At 72.3% G+C, this 18,503-nt stretch carries 19 protein-coding genes; 12 read left to right on the plus strand and 7 right to left on the minus strand.

Going from position 1 to position 18,503, the window contains the following annotated elements:
- Positions 1-2: 2 nt before the first annotated feature.
- Positions 3-1,136 carry a glycosyltransferase gene (locus tag B1H55_RS04805; protein ID WP_231952546.1) on the plus strand — a complete coding sequence of 378 codons (1,134 nt, stop codon included), beginning with the start codon at positions 3-5 and terminating at the stop codon, positions 1,134-1,136.
- On the opposite strand, the gene B1H55_RS04810 is transcribed toward B1H55_RS04805, so the two are convergent.
- On the minus strand, positions 1,133-1,981 hold the full coding sequence (locus B1H55_RS04810; protein ID WP_231952544.1) for an inositol monophosphatase family protein: 849 nt from the start codon (positions 1,979-1,981) through the stop codon (positions 1,133-1,135). The two genes, B1H55_RS04805 and B1H55_RS04810, sit on opposite strands and share 4 nt — an antisense overlap.
- Before the next feature lie 182 nt (positions 1,982-2,163).
- Between B1H55_RS04810 and B1H55_RS04815 the strand changes: the two genes are divergently transcribed.
- The 8 genes from B1H55_RS04815 to B1H55_RS04850 all read left to right on the plus strand — a co-directional run bounded on the left by B1H55_RS04815 (position 2,164) and on the right by B1H55_RS04850 (position 9,706).
- Complete coding sequence (locus tag B1H55_RS04815) at positions 2,164-2,847, plus strand: NUDIX domain-containing protein (RefSeq protein ID WP_096519471.1); 684 nt, start codon at positions 2,164-2,166, stop codon at positions 2,845-2,847.
- Positions 2,848-3,081: 234 nt separating this feature from the next.
- On the plus strand, positions 3,082-3,840 hold the full coding sequence (locus tag B1H55_RS04820; protein ID WP_073453463.1) for a helix-turn-helix transcriptional regulator: 759 nt from the start codon (positions 3,082-3,084) through the stop codon (positions 3,838-3,840).
- Positions 3,837-5,276, plus strand: coding sequence for a Fe-S cluster assembly protein SufB (gene sufB / locus B1H55_RS04825; protein ID WP_073453461.1), 1,440 nt, complete (start codon positions 3,837-3,839; stop codon positions 5,274-5,276). The genes B1H55_RS04820 and sufB overlap by 4 nt, the downstream gene beginning before the upstream one ends.
- Positions 5,277-5,324: 48 nt before the next feature.
- Positions 5,325-6,575 carry a Fe-S cluster assembly protein SufD gene (gene sufD, locus B1H55_RS04830; RefSeq protein WP_077241003.1) on the plus strand — a complete coding sequence of 417 codons (1,251 nt, stop codon included), beginning with the start codon at positions 5,325-5,327 and terminating at the stop codon, positions 6,573-6,575.
- A 70-nt stretch (positions 6,576-6,645) separates the two neighbouring features.
- A complete protein-coding gene (gene sufC / locus B1H55_RS04835) occupies positions 6,646-7,395 on the plus strand; it encodes a Fe-S cluster assembly ATPase SufC (protein ID WP_077241004.1) in 750 nt (249 codons plus the stop codon).
- A 7-nt stretch (positions 7,396-7,402) separates the two neighbouring features.
- On the plus strand, positions 7,403-8,767 hold the full coding sequence (locus B1H55_RS04840; RefSeq protein ID WP_077241005.1) for an aminotransferase class V-fold PLP-dependent enzyme: 1,365 nt from the start codon (positions 7,403-7,405) through the stop codon (positions 8,765-8,767).
- A gap of 5 nt (positions 8,768-8,772) precedes the next feature.
- Positions 8,773-9,237 (plus strand): Fe-S cluster assembly sulfur transfer protein SufU, encoded by a 465-nt coding sequence (gene sufU, locus B1H55_RS04845; protein ID WP_077241006.1) that lies wholly within the window; start codon positions 8,773-8,775, stop codon positions 9,235-9,237.
- Between the two features lie 79 nt (positions 9,238-9,316).
- Positions 9,317-9,706 carry a metal-sulfur cluster assembly factor gene (locus tag B1H55_RS04850; RefSeq protein WP_077241007.1) on the plus strand — a complete coding sequence of 130 codons (390 nt, stop codon included), beginning with the start codon at positions 9,317-9,319 and terminating at the stop codon, positions 9,704-9,706.
- A gap of 64 nt (positions 9,707-9,770) precedes the next feature.
- Here the strand turns inward: B1H55_RS04850 and B1H55_RS04855 are convergent, their stop codons facing one another.
- From B1H55_RS04855 to B1H55_RS04875, 5 genes are all read right to left on the minus strand, one after another.
- Positions 9,771-10,295 carry a flavodoxin family protein gene (locus tag B1H55_RS04855; protein WP_077241008.1) on the minus strand — a complete coding sequence of 175 codons (525 nt, stop codon included), beginning with the start codon at positions 10,293-10,295 and terminating at the stop codon, positions 9,771-9,773.
- Positions 10,240-11,967 carry a hypothetical protein gene (locus B1H55_RS04860; RefSeq protein ID WP_077241009.1) on the minus strand — a complete coding sequence of 576 codons (1,728 nt, stop codon included), beginning with the start codon at positions 11,965-11,967 and terminating at the stop codon, positions 10,240-10,242. Before B1H55_RS04860 ends, B1H55_RS04855 begins: the two co-directional genes overlap by 56 nt.
- Positions 11,964-12,941: an ABC transporter ATP-binding protein gene (locus B1H55_RS04865; protein WP_073453446.1), complete on the minus strand. Its 978-nt coding sequence runs from the start codon at positions 12,939-12,941 to the stop codon at positions 11,964-11,966. The genes B1H55_RS04860 and B1H55_RS04865 overlap by 4 nt, the downstream gene beginning before the upstream one ends.
- A 91-nt stretch (positions 12,942-13,032) precedes the next feature.
- On the minus strand, positions 13,033-13,857 hold the full coding sequence (locus B1H55_RS04870) for a MerR family transcriptional regulator (protein ID WP_077241010.1): 825 nt from the start codon (positions 13,855-13,857) through the stop codon (positions 13,033-13,035).
- A gap of 134 nt (positions 13,858-13,991) precedes the next feature.
- Positions 13,992-14,402, minus strand: a complete 411-nt coding sequence (locus B1H55_RS04875; RefSeq protein WP_172575542.1) for a DUF488 domain-containing protein — start codon at positions 14,400-14,402, stop codon at positions 13,992-13,994.
- A 198-nt stretch (positions 14,403-14,600) separates the two neighbouring features.
- Between B1H55_RS04875 and B1H55_RS04880 the strand changes: the two genes are divergently transcribed.
- From B1H55_RS04880 to B1H55_RS04890, 3 genes are read left to right on the plus strand one after another with little or no spacing between them, the layout of a single operon-like run.
- Positions 14,601-15,242, plus strand: coding sequence for a CDP-alcohol phosphatidyltransferase family protein (locus B1H55_RS04880; protein WP_077241011.1), 642 nt, complete (start codon positions 14,601-14,603; stop codon positions 15,240-15,242).
- A gap of 7 nt (positions 15,243-15,249) precedes the next feature.
- Positions 15,250-16,191 carry a phosphatidate cytidylyltransferase gene (locus B1H55_RS04885; RefSeq protein ID WP_077241012.1) on the plus strand — a complete coding sequence of 314 codons (942 nt, stop codon included), beginning with the start codon at positions 15,250-15,252 and terminating at the stop codon, positions 16,189-16,191.
- 47 nt (positions 16,192-16,238) lie between these two features.
- A complete protein-coding gene (locus B1H55_RS04890) occupies positions 16,239-17,516 on the plus strand; it encodes a lysophospholipid acyltransferase family protein (protein ID WP_073453437.1) in 1,278 nt (425 codons plus the stop codon).
- 65 nt (positions 17,517-17,581) lie between these two features.
- Here the strand turns inward: B1H55_RS04890 and ypfJ are convergent, their stop codons facing one another.
- Entirely contained in the window at positions 17,582-18,493 is a 912-nt protein-coding gene (gene ypfJ, locus B1H55_RS04895; RefSeq protein ID WP_077241013.1) for a KPN_02809 family neutral zinc metallopeptidase, read from the minus strand.
- Between the last annotated feature and the right edge of the window lie 10 nt (positions 18,494-18,503).

Genomic DNA, 18,503 nt, shown 5'->3' on the forward strand with positions numbered 1-18,503 from the left:
GGATGACCGGTATTCCTGGGATGCGGCCCATGCGCGTCGTCGAGGTCAGTGGGAGCGCCGCCGGGGGAGTGCGCGCGCACCTCGGCCAGTGCTCCCGGGCCCTCAGCGCCGCCGACCACGAGGTGATCGTCGCCGCGCCGACGGAGGTCCTGGAGGGCCTCGATACCGGGATCGCCCGTCGAGCCGTCCTCGGGATCGGGCCCCGGCCCGCGCTCTCCGACCGCTCCGCGGTGCGCCGCCTGGCGGCCATCGCCCGGGGCGCCGACGTCGTCCACGCCCACGGCCTGCGCGCGGGCTCAGTGGCCGCCCTCGCCCTCGGCCGGCGCCGGAGAGGGCGGGCGCGCCTGGTTGTCACCCTTCACAATCTCCCTGTCGGCGGGCGCCTCACCCGGCTTGTGGGGGATCGTCTCGAATCGCTCGTGGCCAGGCGGGCCGATGTCGTGCTCGGCGTCAGCCCCGACCTCGTCGAGCGGGCCCGCGCCCGCGGGGCGGCCGGTGCCCGGCTCGCCATCATCCCCGCGCCTGAGGAGGCCGTGGGAGATGCCGACGGGCACCATGGGGCGGGAGACCGAGGCACGGCCGAGGCGCTGGCGGGAGCGGGCGGAGGCCCCATCATCCTGACCGTGGCCCGCCTGGCCCCTCAGAAGGGTCTGGACCTCCTGCTCGATGCCGCCTCTATCCTCGCCCGGCGTGCTGAGGGGGACGGCGCGCCGCTCATCTGGCTCGTCGCGGGGGAGGGGCCGGAGCGCCCGGCTCTGCAGGCCCGCATCGACGCTGAACGGCTGCCCGTGACTCTGCTCGGCCGGCGCGAGGACGCCCGCGCGCTCATGGCCTCGGCCGACGCCGTCGTCCAGACCAGCCTGTGGGAGGGGCAGCCGCTGACCATTCAGGAGGCACTGAGGGCGGGCGCCGCCATCATCGCCACCGATGTGGGGGGAACGGGCATCACCGCGCGCGGGGGCGCCATCCTGGTGGCGCCCGAGGCCCGCGCCATCGCAGACGCCATCGGCCGACTCCTGAATGACCCCGCCGCTCGGCGGGAGTGGAAGAATCGGGCGCGCGCCGCCGCGACGGGGCTGCCCACCTCCGTCGACCTGCTCGCGCAGTTGAGCGCCGTCCTGTCTCCGGGCGCCTAGACCCAGGGCACGGGATCGCCGGCCACGCTATCGGTGCCGCGGGCCTGCGCCAGGAGTTCCAGGATGCGGGCGTGCGCCGACGGCGTAGCCGCGAGCACTGATCCGGCTCGGCGCGCGTCCAGGGCGGAGCCGTCGACCCGGGTGACGAGCGCGCCCGTCTCCTGGGCGAGGAGGACCGCCGCCGCCATGTCCCAGGGCTTGAGGCCGCCGTGCAGGAAGGCCACCGCACCGCCCCTGGCCACCTCGGCGATCTCCAGGGCAGCCGAGCCGTAGGCGCGAGCCGCCAGCGCGGCGCCCACGACGCCATCGGCCCCGGGCACGCCCCTGAGCGCGCTGAACGGGACGATCGCCGCGCCCCGCTCCAGCGCCAGGTCCGGAGCCATGGGAATCGGCTCATCGGCACGGCCATCGCCGGCGGCCCGAAGCGGGCACACCCAGGCCCCCCGCCCCGCGATCGCCGTCATGAGGCGGCCCGCCACAGGATCGGCGAGGGCCGCGATCACCGGGGCGCCGCCGTCGACCAGCGCGAGCGAGACAGCCCAGTCGCGGTGCGTGGCCACGTAGTTCGTCGTGCCGTCGATCGGGTCGACCACCCATGCCGGGCCCGTGCGCTCCTCGAAGCCCTCGACGCGGTGCTCCTCCTCGCCGTGCAGTGGGATGGCAGTGGTGGCCAGATGGTCGGCGATGATCCGCTCCGCGCCGCGATCCACCTGGGTGACCAGGTCCTTGGCATGCTGCTTGGTCTCCACGCGCGGCTCGGCGCCCGGATCGAGGGCGAAGGCGGCCGCGGCGAGGACCGCCTCGCGGGCCGCGCCCAGAAGACCGTCCAGATCGAGTGCCATCATGCTCACCGCTCCTCCTCGCCGGCGTCCCGATTCTACCCAGCCCCGCCCTCCCTTCCTTCCTCCCTTCCCGCCGAGACCGGTCTCGATCGCCACTTCGACCGGTCTCGGCGAAATAGGGGGACGAGTGGGGGTGGGGGCGAGGCACAATGGGGGCGCCAGTCGCAGTCCCGATGGAGGCCCAGATGACCCGCCAGAACAACGTCGCAGGCGGTCCCGCCGATGAGCGCGATACCCGGGAGGTGCTGAGCGCCCAGCGCGTGTGGACCGGCCCCATCTGCGCCGTCGACGATGAGATGATCCGGCTGTCCCCGGACGCCCCTGAGCCCATCCGCCGCCAGACCATCGCCCACCACGACGCCGTCAGCATCATCGCCCTGCGAGAGGGCGAGGAGTCCTCCCAACCCGACGGCGCGGCCGAGATCCTCATGGTCCGCCAGTACCGCCACCCCGTGCGGGCCGCCCTGTGGGAGATCCCCGCCGGCCTGCTCGACATCCCCGGCGAGGACCCGGTCATCGCCGCCGCCCGCGAACTCGCCGAGGAGACCGACCACCTGGCCGAGCGCTGGGACGCACTCATCGACTTCTACGCCTCGCCCGGATTCACAACCGAGGGCGTGCGCTGCTTCCTCGCCCGGGGCCTGTCCCCGATCCCCGTCGAGGAGCGCACTGAGCGCGAGGCCGAGGAGGCCGAGTTCGATCCCACCTGGTTCCGCTTCGACGACGTGCTCGATGCCGTCATGGGCGGGCGGCTCCACAACCCCTCCACCGTCGCGGGGGTCCTCGCCGCCGAGCGCGCCCGGAGGCGCGGCTACGAGGGACTGCGCCCCGCCGACGCCCCCTGGCTGCGCAGCCCCGAGAGCATGTGACGCGCGTAGGACCTCAGGCCCTCGCGCGGCAAGGGGTGAGGACTCCTGGTTCAGGTGGCCGGGCGTGCGCCATGCCACGTGGCGCCACGGCGTCATCAAGTTGCGCTGTTCCAATTTAGGCACAAGGATGATGCTTAAAATGGGTGCCAGGCCGACGGCGCCCCGGGCGCCCCGGTGGCGCCCGCGCGCAGTGCGAGGGACGGGAGAGGGGGAAGCGTGAGTCCTACAAGTCCGATGAGCCCGAGTCCGACCGGCCCGGGCGCTCCCGCGGATGACGAGTCCACCCGCGTCAAGGTCCTCGATCTCATCATCGAGAAGGGGCCCGTCTCCGCCGCCCAGCTCGCCGCCATCCTCCACCTCACGCCCGCCGCCGTGCGCCGCCACATCACTGCCCTGGAGGACAACGGCCAGATCGCCGTCCACACACCCACGGGCGTGGGCAAGCGCGGCCGCGGGCGCCCCGCGCGCCACTACGTCGCCACGGCGTCGGCCCGTACCAACCTCGGCGAGGGCTACTCCGACCTCGCCGCCCGGGCGCTCAGCTACCTCTCGCAGGTCGCGGGCGAGAAGGCCGTCGGCTCCTTCGCCGCCTCGCGGGGCCGGGACCTCGAGCGCCGCTACATGCGCATCGTCGAGGCCGCGGGCAAGGACCCGGCCGATCGGGCCATGGCCCTGGCCGATGCCCTCTCCGCGGACGGTTACGCCGCCACCATCCGCGACGTCGGCGACGGCACTTTCGCCGTCCAGCTCTGCCAGGGCCACTGCCCGGTGCGCGACGTCGCCGGTCAGTTCCACGAGCTGTGCGACGCCGAGACCCAGGCCTTCTCCCGGCTGCTCGGCGTGCCCGTCCAACGCCTGGCCACCCTGGCCGGGGGAGACCACGTGTGCACCACGCACGTGCCCATCGTCATGCCCGCCCTGCGCAAGCGCGCCGCGCGGACCATCGCTCACACGCGGGGCAATCGGCCCCAGCGAATGGAAGGAACCCGATGACGTCAACCATGACCGAGCCAGCCACGCGCAGCGACGACGAGATCATCGACTCGATCCCGGCGTCCTACGACTTCGGCTGGCATGACTCCGATGAGGCCGGCGCCAATGCCAAGCGCGGTCTCGACGAGCAAGTGGTCCGGGAGATCTCCGCGATCAAGGGCGAGCCCGAATGGATGCTGGCCAAGCGCCTCAAGGCCTACGAGACCTTCGAGCGCAAGCCCATGCCCACCTGGGGCGTGGACCTGTCCCAGCTCGACATGGACGCCGTGAAGTACTACGTGCGCTCCACGGACCGGCCCGCCAACTCCTGGGACGACCTGCCCGAGGACATCAGGAACACCTACGACCGCATCGGCATCCCCGAGGCCGAGCGCGAGAGGCTCGTCGCCGGCGTCGCCGCCCAGTACGAGTCCGAGGTCGTCTACCACCAGATCCGCGGCGACCTGGAGGAGCAGGGCGTCATCTTCGTCGACACCGACACCGCCGTGCGCGAGTACCCCGAGCTCGTGCGCGAGTACTTCGGCACCGTCGTGCCCGCCGGCGACAACAAGTTCGCCGCCCTCAACACGGCCGTGTGGTCCGGGGGGTCCTTCATCTACGTCCCCAAGGGCGTGCGCGTGGAGATCCCGCTCCAGGCCTACTTCCGCATCAACACCGAGAACATGGGCCAGTTCGAGCGCACGCTCATCATCGCCGACGAGGATTCCTACGTCCATTACGTCGAGGGCTGCACCGCCCCGATCTACTCCACCGACTCCCTGCACTCGGCGATCGTGGAGATCGTGGTGAAGAAGAACGCCCGCGTGCGCTACACGACCATCCAGAACTGGTCCAACAACGTCTACAACCTCGTCACCCAGCGAGCCACCTGCGCCGAGGGCGCCACCATGGAATGGGTCGACGGCAATATCGGCTCCAAGCGCAACATGAAGTACCCGGCCGTCTTCCTCATGGGCCCCCACGCCCGCGGGGAGGCCCTGTCCATCGCCTTCGCCGGCGAGGGCCAGCACCAGGACACCGGCGCCAAGATGGTCCACATGGCGCCGCACACCTCGAGCCACATCGTCTCGAAGTCCATCGCCCGCCACGGCGGCCGCTCCGCCTACCGGGGCCTGGTGCAGATCATGAAGAACGCGCGCCACTCCAAGTCCAACGTGCTGTGCGACGCCCTGCTGGTCGACGAGATCTCCCGCTCGGACACCTACCCCTACGTGGACGTGCGCACCGACGACGTCGAGATGGGCCACGAGGCGACCGTCTCCAAGGTCAGCGCGGACCAGCTCTTCTACCTCATGCAGCGCGGGCTGACCGAGACCGAGGCGATGGCCACCATCGTGCGCGGCTTCGTCGAGCCCATCGCCCGCGAGCTGCCCATGGAGTACGCCCTCGAGCTCAACCGCCTCATCGAGCTCCAGATGGAGAACTCGGTCGGCTGACGGCCCCGCCGCGCCGAGCCCATCACCCACCCCGATCAGGAGCACGACATGACCGACTTGCGCACCGACCACTCGCGCGCCACCGCCCAGGGCCCCCACAGCCACGGCGGCGCCCCGCAGCCCCGCTACGTGGCCTCCCGGGCCGACCGCCCCACCTCCTTCGACCCCGCGGACATTCCCGTGCCCGGAGGGCGCGAGGAGGAGTGGCGCTTCACCCCGATCAAGCGCTTCGCCCCCCTGTTCGATCTCGACGCCGTCGCCGCCGGGACCCGCACCGGGGTCGTGGCCGCCAGCGTCGACGCCCCCGACGGCGTCGTCGTCGAGGAGCTCGACCGGGACGACCCGCGCCTCGGCGGGGTCGGCGAGCCCGTTGACCGCACCGGCGTCGTCGCCTGGGCGGCCTTCTCCACCGCCACCGCCATCACACTGAGTGCGGGCGCCCGCCTCGAGCGCGCCGCGCGAGTGGCGATCCGGGGCGATGACGCTGAGCTGGCCGACCCCAGCGCCCAGCACCTGCTCATCACCGCCGAGCCCGGCTCGGCCGGCACCGTCATCCTCGATCACACCGGCACCGCCGCCCTGACCCAGACGGTGGAGATCGTCGTCGCCGACGGCGCGGAGCTCACCGTCGTCACCGTCCAGGGATGGGATGACGCCGCCGTCCACGCCTCTAACCACCGAGCGCGCGTCGAGGGGCGCGGCGCGCTCAAGCACGTCGTCGTCTCGCTGGGCGGGGACACGCGCATCGCCCCCGACCTCGGTTTCAGCGGCGAGGGCGGGCGCATCGACGCCTACGGCGTCTACTTCACCGACGCCGGCCAGCATCAGGAGCACCGCCCTTACGTGGCCCACACCGAGCCGCACTGCTACTCCCGTGTCACCTACAAGGGCGCCCTCCAGGGCGACGGCGCCCACGCCGTGTGGGTGGGGGACTGCCTCATCGGGGCCGGGGCGCGCGGCACCGACACTTACGAGCTCAACCGCAACCTCGTGCTCACCCCGGGCGCCAAGGCCGACTCGATTCCCAACCTGGAGATCGAGAACGGCAACATCGAGGGCGCGGGCCACGCCTCGGCAACCGGCCGCTTCGACGACGTCCAGCTGTTCTACCTGCGCGCCCGCGGCATCCCCGAGCGCGAGGCGCGCCGGCTCGTGGTGCTGGGCTTCTTCAACGAGATCGTCTCCGAGATCGGCGTGCCCGAGGTCGAGGAGCGCCTCATGACCGCCATCGAGCACGAGCTCGAGCTCACCGGCCTCATCTCGGCGGGCCCCGGCGCCCCAGTCGGCGAGCAGCCGTGAGCGCCCGTCCCCGAACAACCCCGAGCAAGCCGCACGTCCATCAGGCATAAGAAGGCAGCAGAACAAACTCATGAGCACCCTCGAGATCACCAACCTCCACGTCCAGGTCTCCACCAACGACGGCCCCAAGCCCATCCTCAAGGGCGTCGACCTGACGATCGCCTCCGACGAGATCCACGCGATCATGGGTCCCAACGGCTCGGGCAAGTCCACCCTGGCCTACTCCATCGCGGGCCACCCCGACTACGAGGTCACCGACGGCCAGGTCCTCCTCGACGGCGAGGACCTGCTGTCCCTGAGCGTGGACGAGCGCGCCCGCGCAGGCCTCTTCCTGGCCATGCAGTACCCCGTGGAGGTCCCGGGCGTGTCCGTGGCCAACTTCCTGCGCACCGCCAAGACCGCGATCGACGGCCATGCCCCCAAGGTGCGCCAATGGGTCGGGGAGGTCGGCTCCGCCATGGAGCGCCTGCGCATGGACCCCTCCTTCAACCAGCGCGACGTCAACGCCGGCTTCTCCGGGGGTGAGAAGAAGCGCTTCGAGATCCTCCAGATGGAGCTGCTGGGGCCGCGGTTCGCCGTCCTGGACGAGACCGACTCCGGCCTCGACGTCGACGCGCTGCGCATCGTCTCCGAGGGCGTCAACCGCCTGCACGAGACCTCCGACGCCGGATTCCTCCTCATCACGCACTACACGCGGATCCTGCGCTACATCAAGCCCGACTTCGTCCACGTGTTCGTCGACGGCCGCGTGGCCGAGCAGGGCGGCCCCGACCTGGCCGACCGGCTCGAGGAAGAGGGCTACGACCGCTACCTCAAGTGAGCCGACCATGAGCGCCCCCGCACCGACCGAGTCCCCCGCCGCCGAGCCGCTGAGCGCGGTGGAGGTGGCCCGCGCCCGCAAGGACTTCCCCTACCTGGAGCGCCCCGCGCGCAATGGGCGCGAGCTCGCCTACCTCGACTGGGCCGCCACCGCGCAGAAGCCGCGGTGCGTGCTGGACGCCGAATCCGTGTTCTACAGGATGAGCAACGGCGCGGCCGGGCGCTCCACCTACCAGCTCGCCGATGAGGCCACCGCCTCCCTGGAGGATGCCCGCGAGGCGATCGCCGCCTTCGTGGGAGCCCGGGCCGGCCAGCTCGTCTTCACGAAGAACGCCACCGAGGCGATCAATCTCGTGGCCCTGGCCATCGGGCACGCCAGTCTCGCCCGCCCGGCCGCCGGGGGGCCCGGTGCGGCCCCTGAGGCCGACCCCGCGCGCCGACTCGCCCTCGGCCCCGGGGACGAGATCGTCGTCACCCGGGCCGAGCACCACGCCAACCTCGTTCCCTGGCAGGAGCTCGCCGCCCGCACCGGCGCCACCCTGCGCTGGCTCGACCTCGACGACGTCGGCCGCATCGACCCGGCCGCCCTCGATGTCATCACCGGGCGCACGCGAGTCCTCGCCCTCGGCCACGCCTCTAATGTCACCGGCGCCATGGCGCCCCTGGACCCCATCCTCGCCGCTGCCCGGGCAGTCGGCCGCGCCGGGGACCGAGAGCCGGTGATCGTGCTCGACACCTGCCAGACCGCGCCGCATATGCCTCTCGACTTCGCCGCGCTGGCTGCGGCCGGCGTCGACGCAATGGCGCTGTCCAGTCACAAGATGTGCGGTCCCACCGGCGTGGGCGCGCTCGTGGCCACCGAGGAGCTCCTCGACGCGATGCCGCCGGTCCTCACCGGCGGGTCCATGATCGAGGTCGTCACCATGGAGTCCTCCACCTACATGCCGCCCCCGGCGCGCTTCGAGGCCGGCAGCCAGCCTCTCGCCCAGGCCGCGGGCTGGCATGCCGCCGTCGACTATCTCGGGCTCCTGGGCATGGACCGCCTGCGCGCCCGTGAGGCCGGGCTCACCGCCCACGCGCTGAACGGCATGAGGCGCGTCCCCGGCCTGCGGATCATCGGGCCCGACGATGACGCCGACCGCCTCGGCGTCATCGCCTTCACCATCGAGGGGGTCCATCCGCACGACGTGGGCCAGGTGCTCGACGCCGCCGGTGTCGCCGTGCGCACCGGCCACCACTGCGCCCAGCCGATCCACGCGCATTTCGGCATCCACGCCTCCTCGCGCGTGTCCTTCGGCCTGACGACCACCATCGAGGAGATCGACCGCTTCCTCGAGGCCGTGGCCGGTGTCCAGTCCTATTTTCGGAGGTGACGGCGATGAACGAACTCGACCAGCTCTACCAGCAGGTCATCCTCGACCACTCCCGCGAGCGGCACGGCGAGGGCCTGCCCGCCGATCCCGCCGGCCTCAGCCACCAGGTGAACCCCACCTGCGGGGATGAGGTGGACCTGGGGCTGAGGGTCGAGGATGGGCGACTGGTGGCGGTGGGCTGGAAGGGCGAGGGCTGCTCGATCTCCCAGGCATCGATCTCGATCATGCACGATCTCATCGATGGCGCTGATCTGACGACCATCGCCAGGCTCTCCCGCGACTTCGATGAGCTCATGCACTCGCGCGGGCGGGGCGTCGACGGCGCGATCCTCGACGACCTCGAGGACGCCGCCGCCCTGGAGGGAGTCTCGAAGTACCCCAACCGCGTCAAATGCGCGCTCCTGGGCTGGATGGCCCTCAAGGACGCGCTCGCCCAGGCAGGGATCGCCCTGCCCGCCGTCGAGGACTGACTCGCGGCACCGAGCGGGCCGCGCGAAGAACGCGTCCCGCGCCGACCCACACGACCCCGGACACCTCCCAGGAGGGATCATGACCGACCACCCGACCACTGCCGAGGCCACCGCCGTGAACCCGATGGCCGCCCAGCACTCTCCCGCCCCCGTCCCGGCCGGCGTGGATGTCGCCGCCATCGAGGAGGCGCTGCGCGACGTCATCGACCCCGAGCTCGGGATCAACGTCGTCGACCTGGGCCTCCTCTACGGCGTCTCCTTCGACCCCGACGGGACGGTCGTCCTCGACATGACTCTGACGACCGCCGCCTGCCCGCTCACCGACGTCATCGAGGAGCAGGCCCAGCAGGCCCTCGCCCTCATCGCCGATAAGGTGCGCATCCAGTGGGTGTGGCTGCCGCCGTGGGGCCCGGACAAGATCACCCCCGAGGGCCGCGAGCAGTTGCGCGCCCTCGGCTTCAACGTCTGATCCATAGCACCGAGACCGGTCGATACTGTCATCGAGACCGGTTGAAAACGGCACCGAGACCGGTTCACCCGGGCACGGCGGTCGTTGATTCACCGGAACGGTGATTCCCATCGCAGACCAGTTCGGCGCCCCAGGCCCTCGCCTCCTCGACCTGGCCGTCGGCCAGCGCCCCGTTGCTTCCACCCGCCACGAGGAAACTGCGGACGGCGGCGCTTCGGCGGCGCGAGAGCCTGGTGATCTGCTTGGCGGCCGAGCCGTTGATCCAGCCGAGACCGGTCACCGTGTCGAAGGCCGCTATCCGCGTGCCGGGCGGGAGGCAGGCGCCTGCGAGCCATTCCCGCAGGCCCGGCTCCTCCGCCCCGACGCCGCGCTCGACGGCGGTGGCGCGGGATTTGATGGTCGGCAGCCCCCGGTTGTGCGTCGGCGCGCCGAGCACGAGGAGCCCCGCGCGGCCGATCTTCTCGGCTGTGGCCTCCCGAGGGGCCAGGACGGCGGTGCTCACGCCCGAGTCGCGCAGGCCCCGCGCGATCTCTTCAGCTGCGGCCCGCGTGGCGCCGAAGCAGGATTCGACGACGATGACAGCGCGCATGGTTGATCTTCCTCTCGGTGAAGCGCAATGGGTGGTCGATGTCATGGGGATGGTGGCGGCGTGAACGGGATGAGGACGCCAGCACGAGGTCACGGCGCCTCATGCGCACGACGGCGATTCCGACCATCGCCGCGGATGCGCCGAGCAACCACCACGAGCCGGGCCGGCCGGCCTGCGCCAGAGGATTGGCATCGCGGACGCGCTCCGGAACATCGAGTGTGGCGCCGAACTGGATGAGGCCCACGCAGATCGGCGGCGCCAACCAGGCGATGCCGCGCCGACGGGGCAGGATCGCGCAGATGGCGGAGGCGACCGACGCTGCGGCGATCGCCGCGGGCCACTGCCCGGCCACCAGGCGGATCGCATCACGGGTGCCGGTTCCCAGCGCGCCGCTCCCGGCGCTGGCCGCCGACACGGTGGCGCAGCACAGGACGAGCCCTGATCCGGCTGCGGCGGCGCACCACCAGGCGAGCAGGAGTCGGGCAGGCCGAACACCGGTCGAGGCCAGCACCTCCGTGCGCCCCACCAGCTCGTCGGCCCCCGCGCGATTGGCCAGCGATACCGCATGGAGGGCGGCGAGCGCGCCGATGAGGGAGCCGACGTATTCCAGGAAGGCCCTGCCGGCATCGTCACCACTGCCGAGAATCGCCCCCATGCCGCTGTCGGGGCCGAACGCCCCCTCCTGAGCGCGAGCCACGAGCGCCCCACCCATGTCGATGAGGAGCCAGACGGCCGCCGACAGCGCGAGCGCCCACGCGGTGATGCCTCCCCGTGAGAGCCGCAGCGCGAGAGGCGCAGGCCCGCCGACGCCCAAAGGGCTGCCCGCGCGCGGCGAGCGCATGAGGACGAGTCCCTGGCCCAGGTCCCTCCGCCGGGAGGTCAGGATGGTGATGGTGACGAGGAGCATCCACGCGCAGCCTCCCCATAGCGCGGGCAGCCAGGCGTTGTGCCCGCCCGGCGAGAGCGTCTGGCGAAGCCGGAAGGGGGAGAGGTCGCCGACCGGGTCCGCCCACCCCAGCTCCCGGGAGCAGGAGAGTCCGTAGGCCAGGTAGGCCGCCGCTAGGACGACCAGCCCCAGCCCACGGGCGCCCGGGGCGTCGGCGGCGATCTGCGCGGCGAGATGGGTGAGCGCGGCGAGCAGCAGGCACGTCATGCCCACTGCCGTCCCATAGGCGCGGGCGTCGGCCAAGACGGCGCCGTCGAGAGCGAGCAGTCCCGTGCCCGCGCCGACCCCGATGAGCGCGCTGAGCAGGGCGAGCGTGAGGGCCTGCCCCAGGACCCGCCGCGTCGGCCCCACAGATGCGGCGTGCAGGAGCTCAACGCGGCCCCGGTCCTCCTCGCCCCGCGTGACGGCCGCCGTGTGAAGCACGACGACGACACTGATCCCCAGGCAGGTCATCGCTCCCAGCTCCCACACGGCGATCTGGACAGGATCGGCGCCATGGGCGAGGTTTCCATACAGTAGGAGCATGGTGTCGTTGGTGCGGGCGGACGCCACCGCTCTCGCCATGGCGGCCTCGCTGCTGTAGGTGGTGCCGTAACTGGGGCACAGGAGCGCGGTGAGCACCAGGACCACTGAGGGCAGGGTGACGAGCCAGGCGCGCTCGGTGCGCAGGCGCAGCCGGACGTGGGCGCTCCATGCGCACGTCCCACCATGGCGGCGCGGGCTCATCGGGCATCCGCCTGGTAGTGCTCGAGGAAGACCTCGTCGAGTGAGACCGGCGCGCAGGTGATCTCCCGCGCGTCGGCATCGATCAGAGCGCTGAGAAGCCCCGGCACCCGATCGGCGGGCACCGACACGGTGAAGCGCCCCTCGGCGTCGGGACCGGGCGAGGACGGGGCCTCTTGCGCAGGGGAGGAGCCGTCGGGAAAGTGGCCGGAGGAGGCGATCGGGGCCCCTCCAAGAGGCGCTTCCCCCGCGATCGGGCCTACGCGGCTCCCCCGAGGCAGGCGGCAGGTGATGCGCGACGATCTCAGGTGGCGCAGCTCGGACATGGATCCGGATTCGACGGCGCGGCCGTCCTTGATGATCGTCACCGCGTCGCACAGCCGATCCACCTCCGCCATGATGTGGCTCGACATGAGGACGGTCCGTCCCTGGTCGGCGGCGTCGTGCACCGCCTCGACGAAGACCTCCGATTGGAGGGGATCGAGCCCGGAGGTCGGCTCGTCGAGGATGAGGAGCTCGCAGGGTGCCGCCAGGGCGGCGACGAGCATGACCTTCTGACGGTTCCCCTTGGAGTAGGAGCGTATGGGTTGCGAGGGGTCGAGCCGGAAGGCCTCGATGAGCTCGGCCTCGCGGCGCTGGTCCCGGGCGCCGCGCAGGCCCGCCAGGGCGTCGAGCGCCTGGCCGCCGGTCAGGGTCGGCCACAGGGCGACGTCGCCGGGCACGTAGGCGCTTCTCCCGGTGATCGCCTCCGCGTCTCGCGCGGGATCGAGGCCGAGTACGCGCGCACTGCCGGCGTCGCGCCGGTACATGCCGAGCAGTACGCGGATCGTCGTGGACTTGCCCGCCCCGTTGGGACCCAGGAACCCGTGGATCCGGCCCGCAGGGACCGTCAGGTCGAGCCCGTCCAGCGCCCTGCGTCGCCCGAAGGCCTTCACCAGGCCCGTGACCTCGATGGCGGGGGAATCGGATGCGCTCATGCCCCCCAGCGTCAGGTGCGACGCCGCGTCGCACGCAAGTGCTTCACACCCTCACCGGCGCTTCCGCGGCGCATTGCCTGCAGATCGGGATTCAGGCCCTCGACCAGTCGTCGATCGCCTCCAACAGCCTGCGCTCCAGGGCACGGGCGTAGGCGGAGCCCAACTGCTCGAAGGAGGCGAAGAGCTGGAAGACCGCGCGGATGGCCTCCCGGTCCGCAGACCGGGCCAGGGCGCGCAGGCGCTCGGGCCCCGCGCGTCGCATGAGGCGGCTGACCATCTCTGCGGCCATCGCCTCGGCCTCCTCCTCGTCCAGCCCCTCGCCGGCCCTCCCGTAGTCCGCCAGGGTGGCGGCGTCATCATCGGCGTCCGGGTCGGGGAAGAGAAGCTCCGCCTCCGCGGGCATCTGCCCCCGGTAACAGGCCAGGTCGACGGCGTCGCGATCCGCCCTCACAGCGGCCCGGGTCCGCTCATCCGGGGCGGCCTCCTCCATGCGATCGAAGAACGCGGCCATGCGCGGGGGCATCGGGCTCACCGACATCCCCTCACGAGAGCGCTCCAGCAGTGCGGCGAGCATGTCGCGCTGAGCGGCGACCTCCTCCAAATGGGCCTCCACGGAGGCCAGGGCGGCGGCGAGATCGCGGCTCACCGGATCATCGTCGGCGCCGACGGCGTCAGGCGGCGCGTGATCGGCCCCGGGGCCGCCGTCCTCCGCGCCGTCGAGCACACGGGCGACGGCGCTCAGCGGCACCCCGGCCCGCACCAGCCAGCGGATGCGCGACAGGCGCGCCACGTGGCTCAGGTCGTGGTCCCGCCGGCCACCGCGCTCGGCGGGAACCGGCAGCAGCCCGAGGGAGTGGTAGTGGCGCACCGCGCGCACCGTGGTGCCCGTCAGCCGGGCGATCTCCGCGACTCGCATGCGCCCAGTCTGGCAGGGCGACGGCAGCGGCGTCGCGGGCGCGCGGCCCTGCCCCAATCCGCTCCGCCCCGGACCGGGCCCGGTGCAGGGCGCGATACTGGGCCGGCTCGAGGCCGACCCAGTATCGCGCCCGGCTACGGCAGCTCCGGGTCGGGCGCCCCGACGACCGCCTCGCGCAGGACGCGTGCGTGCGTCCGCGCCTGGTCATGACCCGCGAAGAGCAGTGTCAGCCGCCCCCGCAGCGCCAACGCGCGCAGATGCGCCACGGCGCCCCGAGCGGCCGTCCCATCGGTCAGCTCGGCCCGGTAGGCCTCCACGAACTCCGGCCAGGGCAGGCCCCCGGAGTGGAAGGCCCGGCGCAGCCCGGTCGACGGCGCAGCGTCCTTGGCCCATTCGTCCAGCGCCGCGCGCTCCTTGGAGACGCCCCGGGGCCACAGGCGGTCCACGAGGACGCGCGCGCCGTCGTCGGGCGCCGGCCCCTCCCGGACCCCCTTGAGGACCACGTTGGCCGGATCGGGCAGATCAGTGGGGCGAGAGTCGCTCATGGCACCACCCTAAGAGTCGCAACCGTCACCGGGGAGGGCCGGGGGAGCGGAGTGGCGCGGGTCGGCCCGGCGCCGAGGGGGGCCGTTCGCGCAGCGCTCCCCTGAGCTCAGCGCCCCTGATCGCCCGTGTGCAGCGCTCCCCATCGGTGGTCAGGCGTTTTCCACGATCTCGCGGCGCCGGCTTGCTAGCCTCGAGTCATGCCCTCCCTCTACGGTCTCAAGCACTGGTACACCCGGAGACTCACCTTCCTCATCAACGCGTCGGTGAGGCGCGGCATCAGCCCCGACGCGTGGACACTTGCCGGCGTGATCGCCGGAGCCCTCGGCGCCGGTGCGATCGCCATGGGCTGGTGGCCCCTCGCCTTCCCCCTGCTGGCCGCGCGGCTGGGCGGGGCCAACCTCGACGGCGCCGTCGCCCGGGCCCGGGGCGTGTCCCGCCCCTTCGGTTTCGTCCTCAACGAGATCGGCGACCGCACCTCCGACCTGCTCATGATGGCGGGGCTCGTCGTCCTGGGGGCCCGGAGCGGGGCCTCGCACGCGACCATCGTCCTCCTGCTCGTCGCGGCGCTCGCGGCCACTCTGCCCACTTTCATCAGCCTCTCCGCCGCGGGCGCGGGCGCCCCGAGGCTCAACGGCGGGCCGTTGGGGAAGACCGAGAGATGCCTCATCGCCGTCGTGGCCTCCGCCGTGACCTCATGGTTGGCGCCCGTGGCGTGGCTGCTCATCGTCGGCTCGTTCGTCACCGCCGGGGTTCGATTGGCGCGCGCCCACAGCCTGCTGCCCGCACCCGGCTCCCAGCCGAGGGGCGGGAGCCCGCTGGGCGTCGGCCCCGCGGAGTGAGGACCCCATGCCCGGACTACTGCTCCTCCCAGCAGGACCCATCCCCGCCCGCGCATTGGGCGGGGCCGATTGGATACTCGGCGGCGATCGCTCCTGGTCCGTCACCGTCCCGGGGATCGGGCTGACCCTGACGGGCAGGGCCGTGCTGCTGGCCTGCGTCACCCTCGCTGTACTGGCGCTCAGCGGCGCGGCGGTCGCGCTATCCCACAGGGCCGAGTTGCGCAAGCGGTGGATGACCTGGGCGGTCATCGTTCCCGTCGTCGGGCTGCCGATCTGGGCGGGGAGGGGCACGACGGCGCTGCTCGCCGCGGCCCTGGCCGTGCAGGCCACCCGCGAGCTCTCCCGTCTGGCGCGGCTGCCCGGGGCGGAGACCCTCCTGCTGCTCCTGCTGGCGGTGGCCTACCCGCTGTCCGCATGGCTCAGTCCCGGCCTCCTCGCGCTCGCCCCAGTGATGGTGCTCGTATGCGCCCTGCCCGCAGTTCTTCAGGGGGACAGCGCCGATGGGCTGCGACGGGCGAGCATCACGGGCTTCGCCTCCGTGTGGATCTGCTGGTCCCTGGCCCACCTGGTGGTCCTGTGGCACGACGCCTTCCTCATCGCCTTCGCCGCGGCGGCAGCCGACGTCGCCGCCTGGTGCGGTGGGATGGGCCTGCGCCGCTTCGCCTGGGCGCGCCGCCCGCTGTCGCCCCTGTCCCCGAACAAGACCGTCGGCGGGCTGGCGGGTGCGCTCACCGGCACGGTGATCGTCCTGGCCCTCCTGGGCGCGCTGAGCCCGGGGGCGGTCGTCGCCATCGGCGTGGGCGGTGTGCTCGGCGACCTCCTGGAGTCCCTCATCAAGCGCACCGCCGGCGTCAAGGACGCCGGTGCCTGGCTCCCCGGCTTCGGGGGCCTGCTCGACCGCGTCGACTCCCTTCTCCTCGTCCTCCCCCTGGCCGCAGTGCTCGCCTGACCGACGCGGCGAGCATCCCAACAGACCGATCACCAGAAGGAGCCCCCATGCCACTGCCATCATCCCTCTCCACCCTGCCGGGCGCCTCCGAGATCGGCAGGGCCGGCTCCCGCCTGCGCTCGGTGGTGCGCACCCCGGCGAAGGTCACCTGGCGGGCCGTCGCCCGTCAGAAGTTCTGGTCCGCCGTCATCGCGCCCTTCGGCGGGGTGCGCGTCGAGGGCGAGTTCGATTCCACCGGCCCCTACGTCGTCGTCGCCAACCACGGCTCCCACGCGGACACGATCGCCCTCATGAGCGCCTCGCCGACCATGATGCGGGTGGTGACAGTGGCCGCTCAGGACTACTGGTTCGTCAAGCGCTCGCGTCGGCTGGTGGCCCGCGGCCTGCTCGGCGCCTACCCCGTCAGCCGCTCCGGCGAGGGCGCCTACGAGGAGCTGCGCGGCGTCCTGGAGGACCGCGTCGCCGAATCCATGAGCGTTCTCATCTTCCCCGAGGGCACGCGCAGCGTCGACGGCGAGCTCGGCCGCTTCCACTCCGGCGCGGCCCGCCTGGCCAGGGACTTCGGCATTCCCGTGCTCCCCGTCGCGCTCGTGGGCTCGCGTGAGCTCATGCCGAAGAAGGGCGGCGTGCCCCGCTATTCGCCCGTCGAGGTGCGAGTCGGCGAGCCGATACTCCCGAGCGACGACGTCGTGGCCGTGAGCGAGGAGGCCCGAGCTCAGATCACGGGCCTCCTGAGCGAGCCACGCCGACCCTACCCGGTCTCCGACATCCACACCATCGCCGCGCAGGCGATGAGCGGGGCTCGCGGGGATGCCGTCATGTTCGCGTGGGGGATGGCCGAGGCTCTCTCCTTCCCCGTCATGGCGGAGATGAGCCAGGTCTGGCTCGGCATCACCCAGCCCGGCCTGCTGTGGCGGCGGGGCGCCGCCGTCGTCGCCGGATCAGTCAGCGGAGTGCTCCTGGGCCACGTCCTCGCCGCGCACGGGGCGCGCCTGCCCGCTCCGTGGACACGGCCCGCCATGCGCAGGGCCACCGCCCGCTACTTGGATCGAGGGCCGAGGGGCTATTGGATGCAGGCGCTGACCGGCATCCCCGTCAAGCTCTTCGCCGCCGAGTCGGGGCGGCGCCGGCTGCCCCTCGGGCGGGTCGCCGTCCACGCGACGGGGGAGCGGGCGGCGCGCATGGCGGCGTCCACCGCTTTCATCGTCATCGCGGAGAAGCCGCTGGGCAACCTCGTGCGCCAGCACTTCGGCCCCTACCTCGCTGCGACGGGAATGACCTTCGGCGTGCTGCTGAGCCGCGTCATCAAGCACTGGGAGCGCTGAGCGCGGTCGCGGTCAGCGCGGCTGCGCCCCGCCGCCCGGGATCCGCAGCCTTGCCCCGAGGGGCCTCAGAGCTGGGAGGCGTCGACGGCGAAGGTGTCGCAGGCACTGAGGTCGCCCTGCTCCAGGCCGGTCTTGAACCAGCGCACGCGGGACTCCGACGACCCGTGCGTCCAGGAGTCCGAGTTGACGCCGGCCCCGGACCGCTGCTGGATGTGATCGTCGCCCACGGCGGAGGCGGCGTCGAGGGCGGTCTGGATCTCCTCGTCGCTGGGCGTGTTGAGGAAGGGCCTGCCGGTCTCGGGGTCGTTGGTCGTGGAGGCGTAGTGGACCCAGGTGCCGGCGTAGCAGTCCGCCTGGAGCTCGGTGCGCACGGAGTCGGAGTCGGCGCCGGTGCCGGAGCGGTCGGTCTTGCTCATCGTCCCCTGGAGGTTCTGGATGTGGTGACCGAACTCGTGGGCGACGATGTACTCCTCGGCCAGGGGCGTGTCATTGGCGCCGAGCTGGGACTCCATGTCGGAGAAGAAGGACATGTCGAGGTAGACGGTGGAGTCGCCGGGGCAGTAGAAGGGGCCGACGGCGCTGCTGGCGGACCCGCAGGCGGTGGAGACCTGGCTGCCGTCCCACAGGACGAAGTCCGGCTTGGCATAGGCGCGCCCGTCCTGGGCGGGCAGTTGCTCGCCCCACACCGCGTCCAGGGACTCGGCGGTGGCCACCATGCGGCACTGCGTATGCGTGTTCGCGGCCTCGCCGGTGGTGCACATCGAGGTGTCGATCGAGGATGATGAGCCCGTCTGCGCGGCGCCCCCGCCGCCGTCCTGGCTCACCAGGCCGGTCAGGTCCACGCCGGTGAGTTGGGAGAGCAGCATGACGGCGATGACCGCCACCACGGACCCGCCGCCGATGGCGGCGCCGCGGCGCCCCGTCGATCGCGTCGAGACCCGGTCGGGGTCGAGCTCGATGCCAGAGTTGAAGGACACGGTTCCTCCG

Source organism: Actinomyces denticolens, from assembly GCF_002072185.1.
Lineage (GTDB): Bacteria > Actinomycetota > Actinomycetes > Actinomycetales > Actinomycetaceae > Actinomyces > Actinomyces denticolens.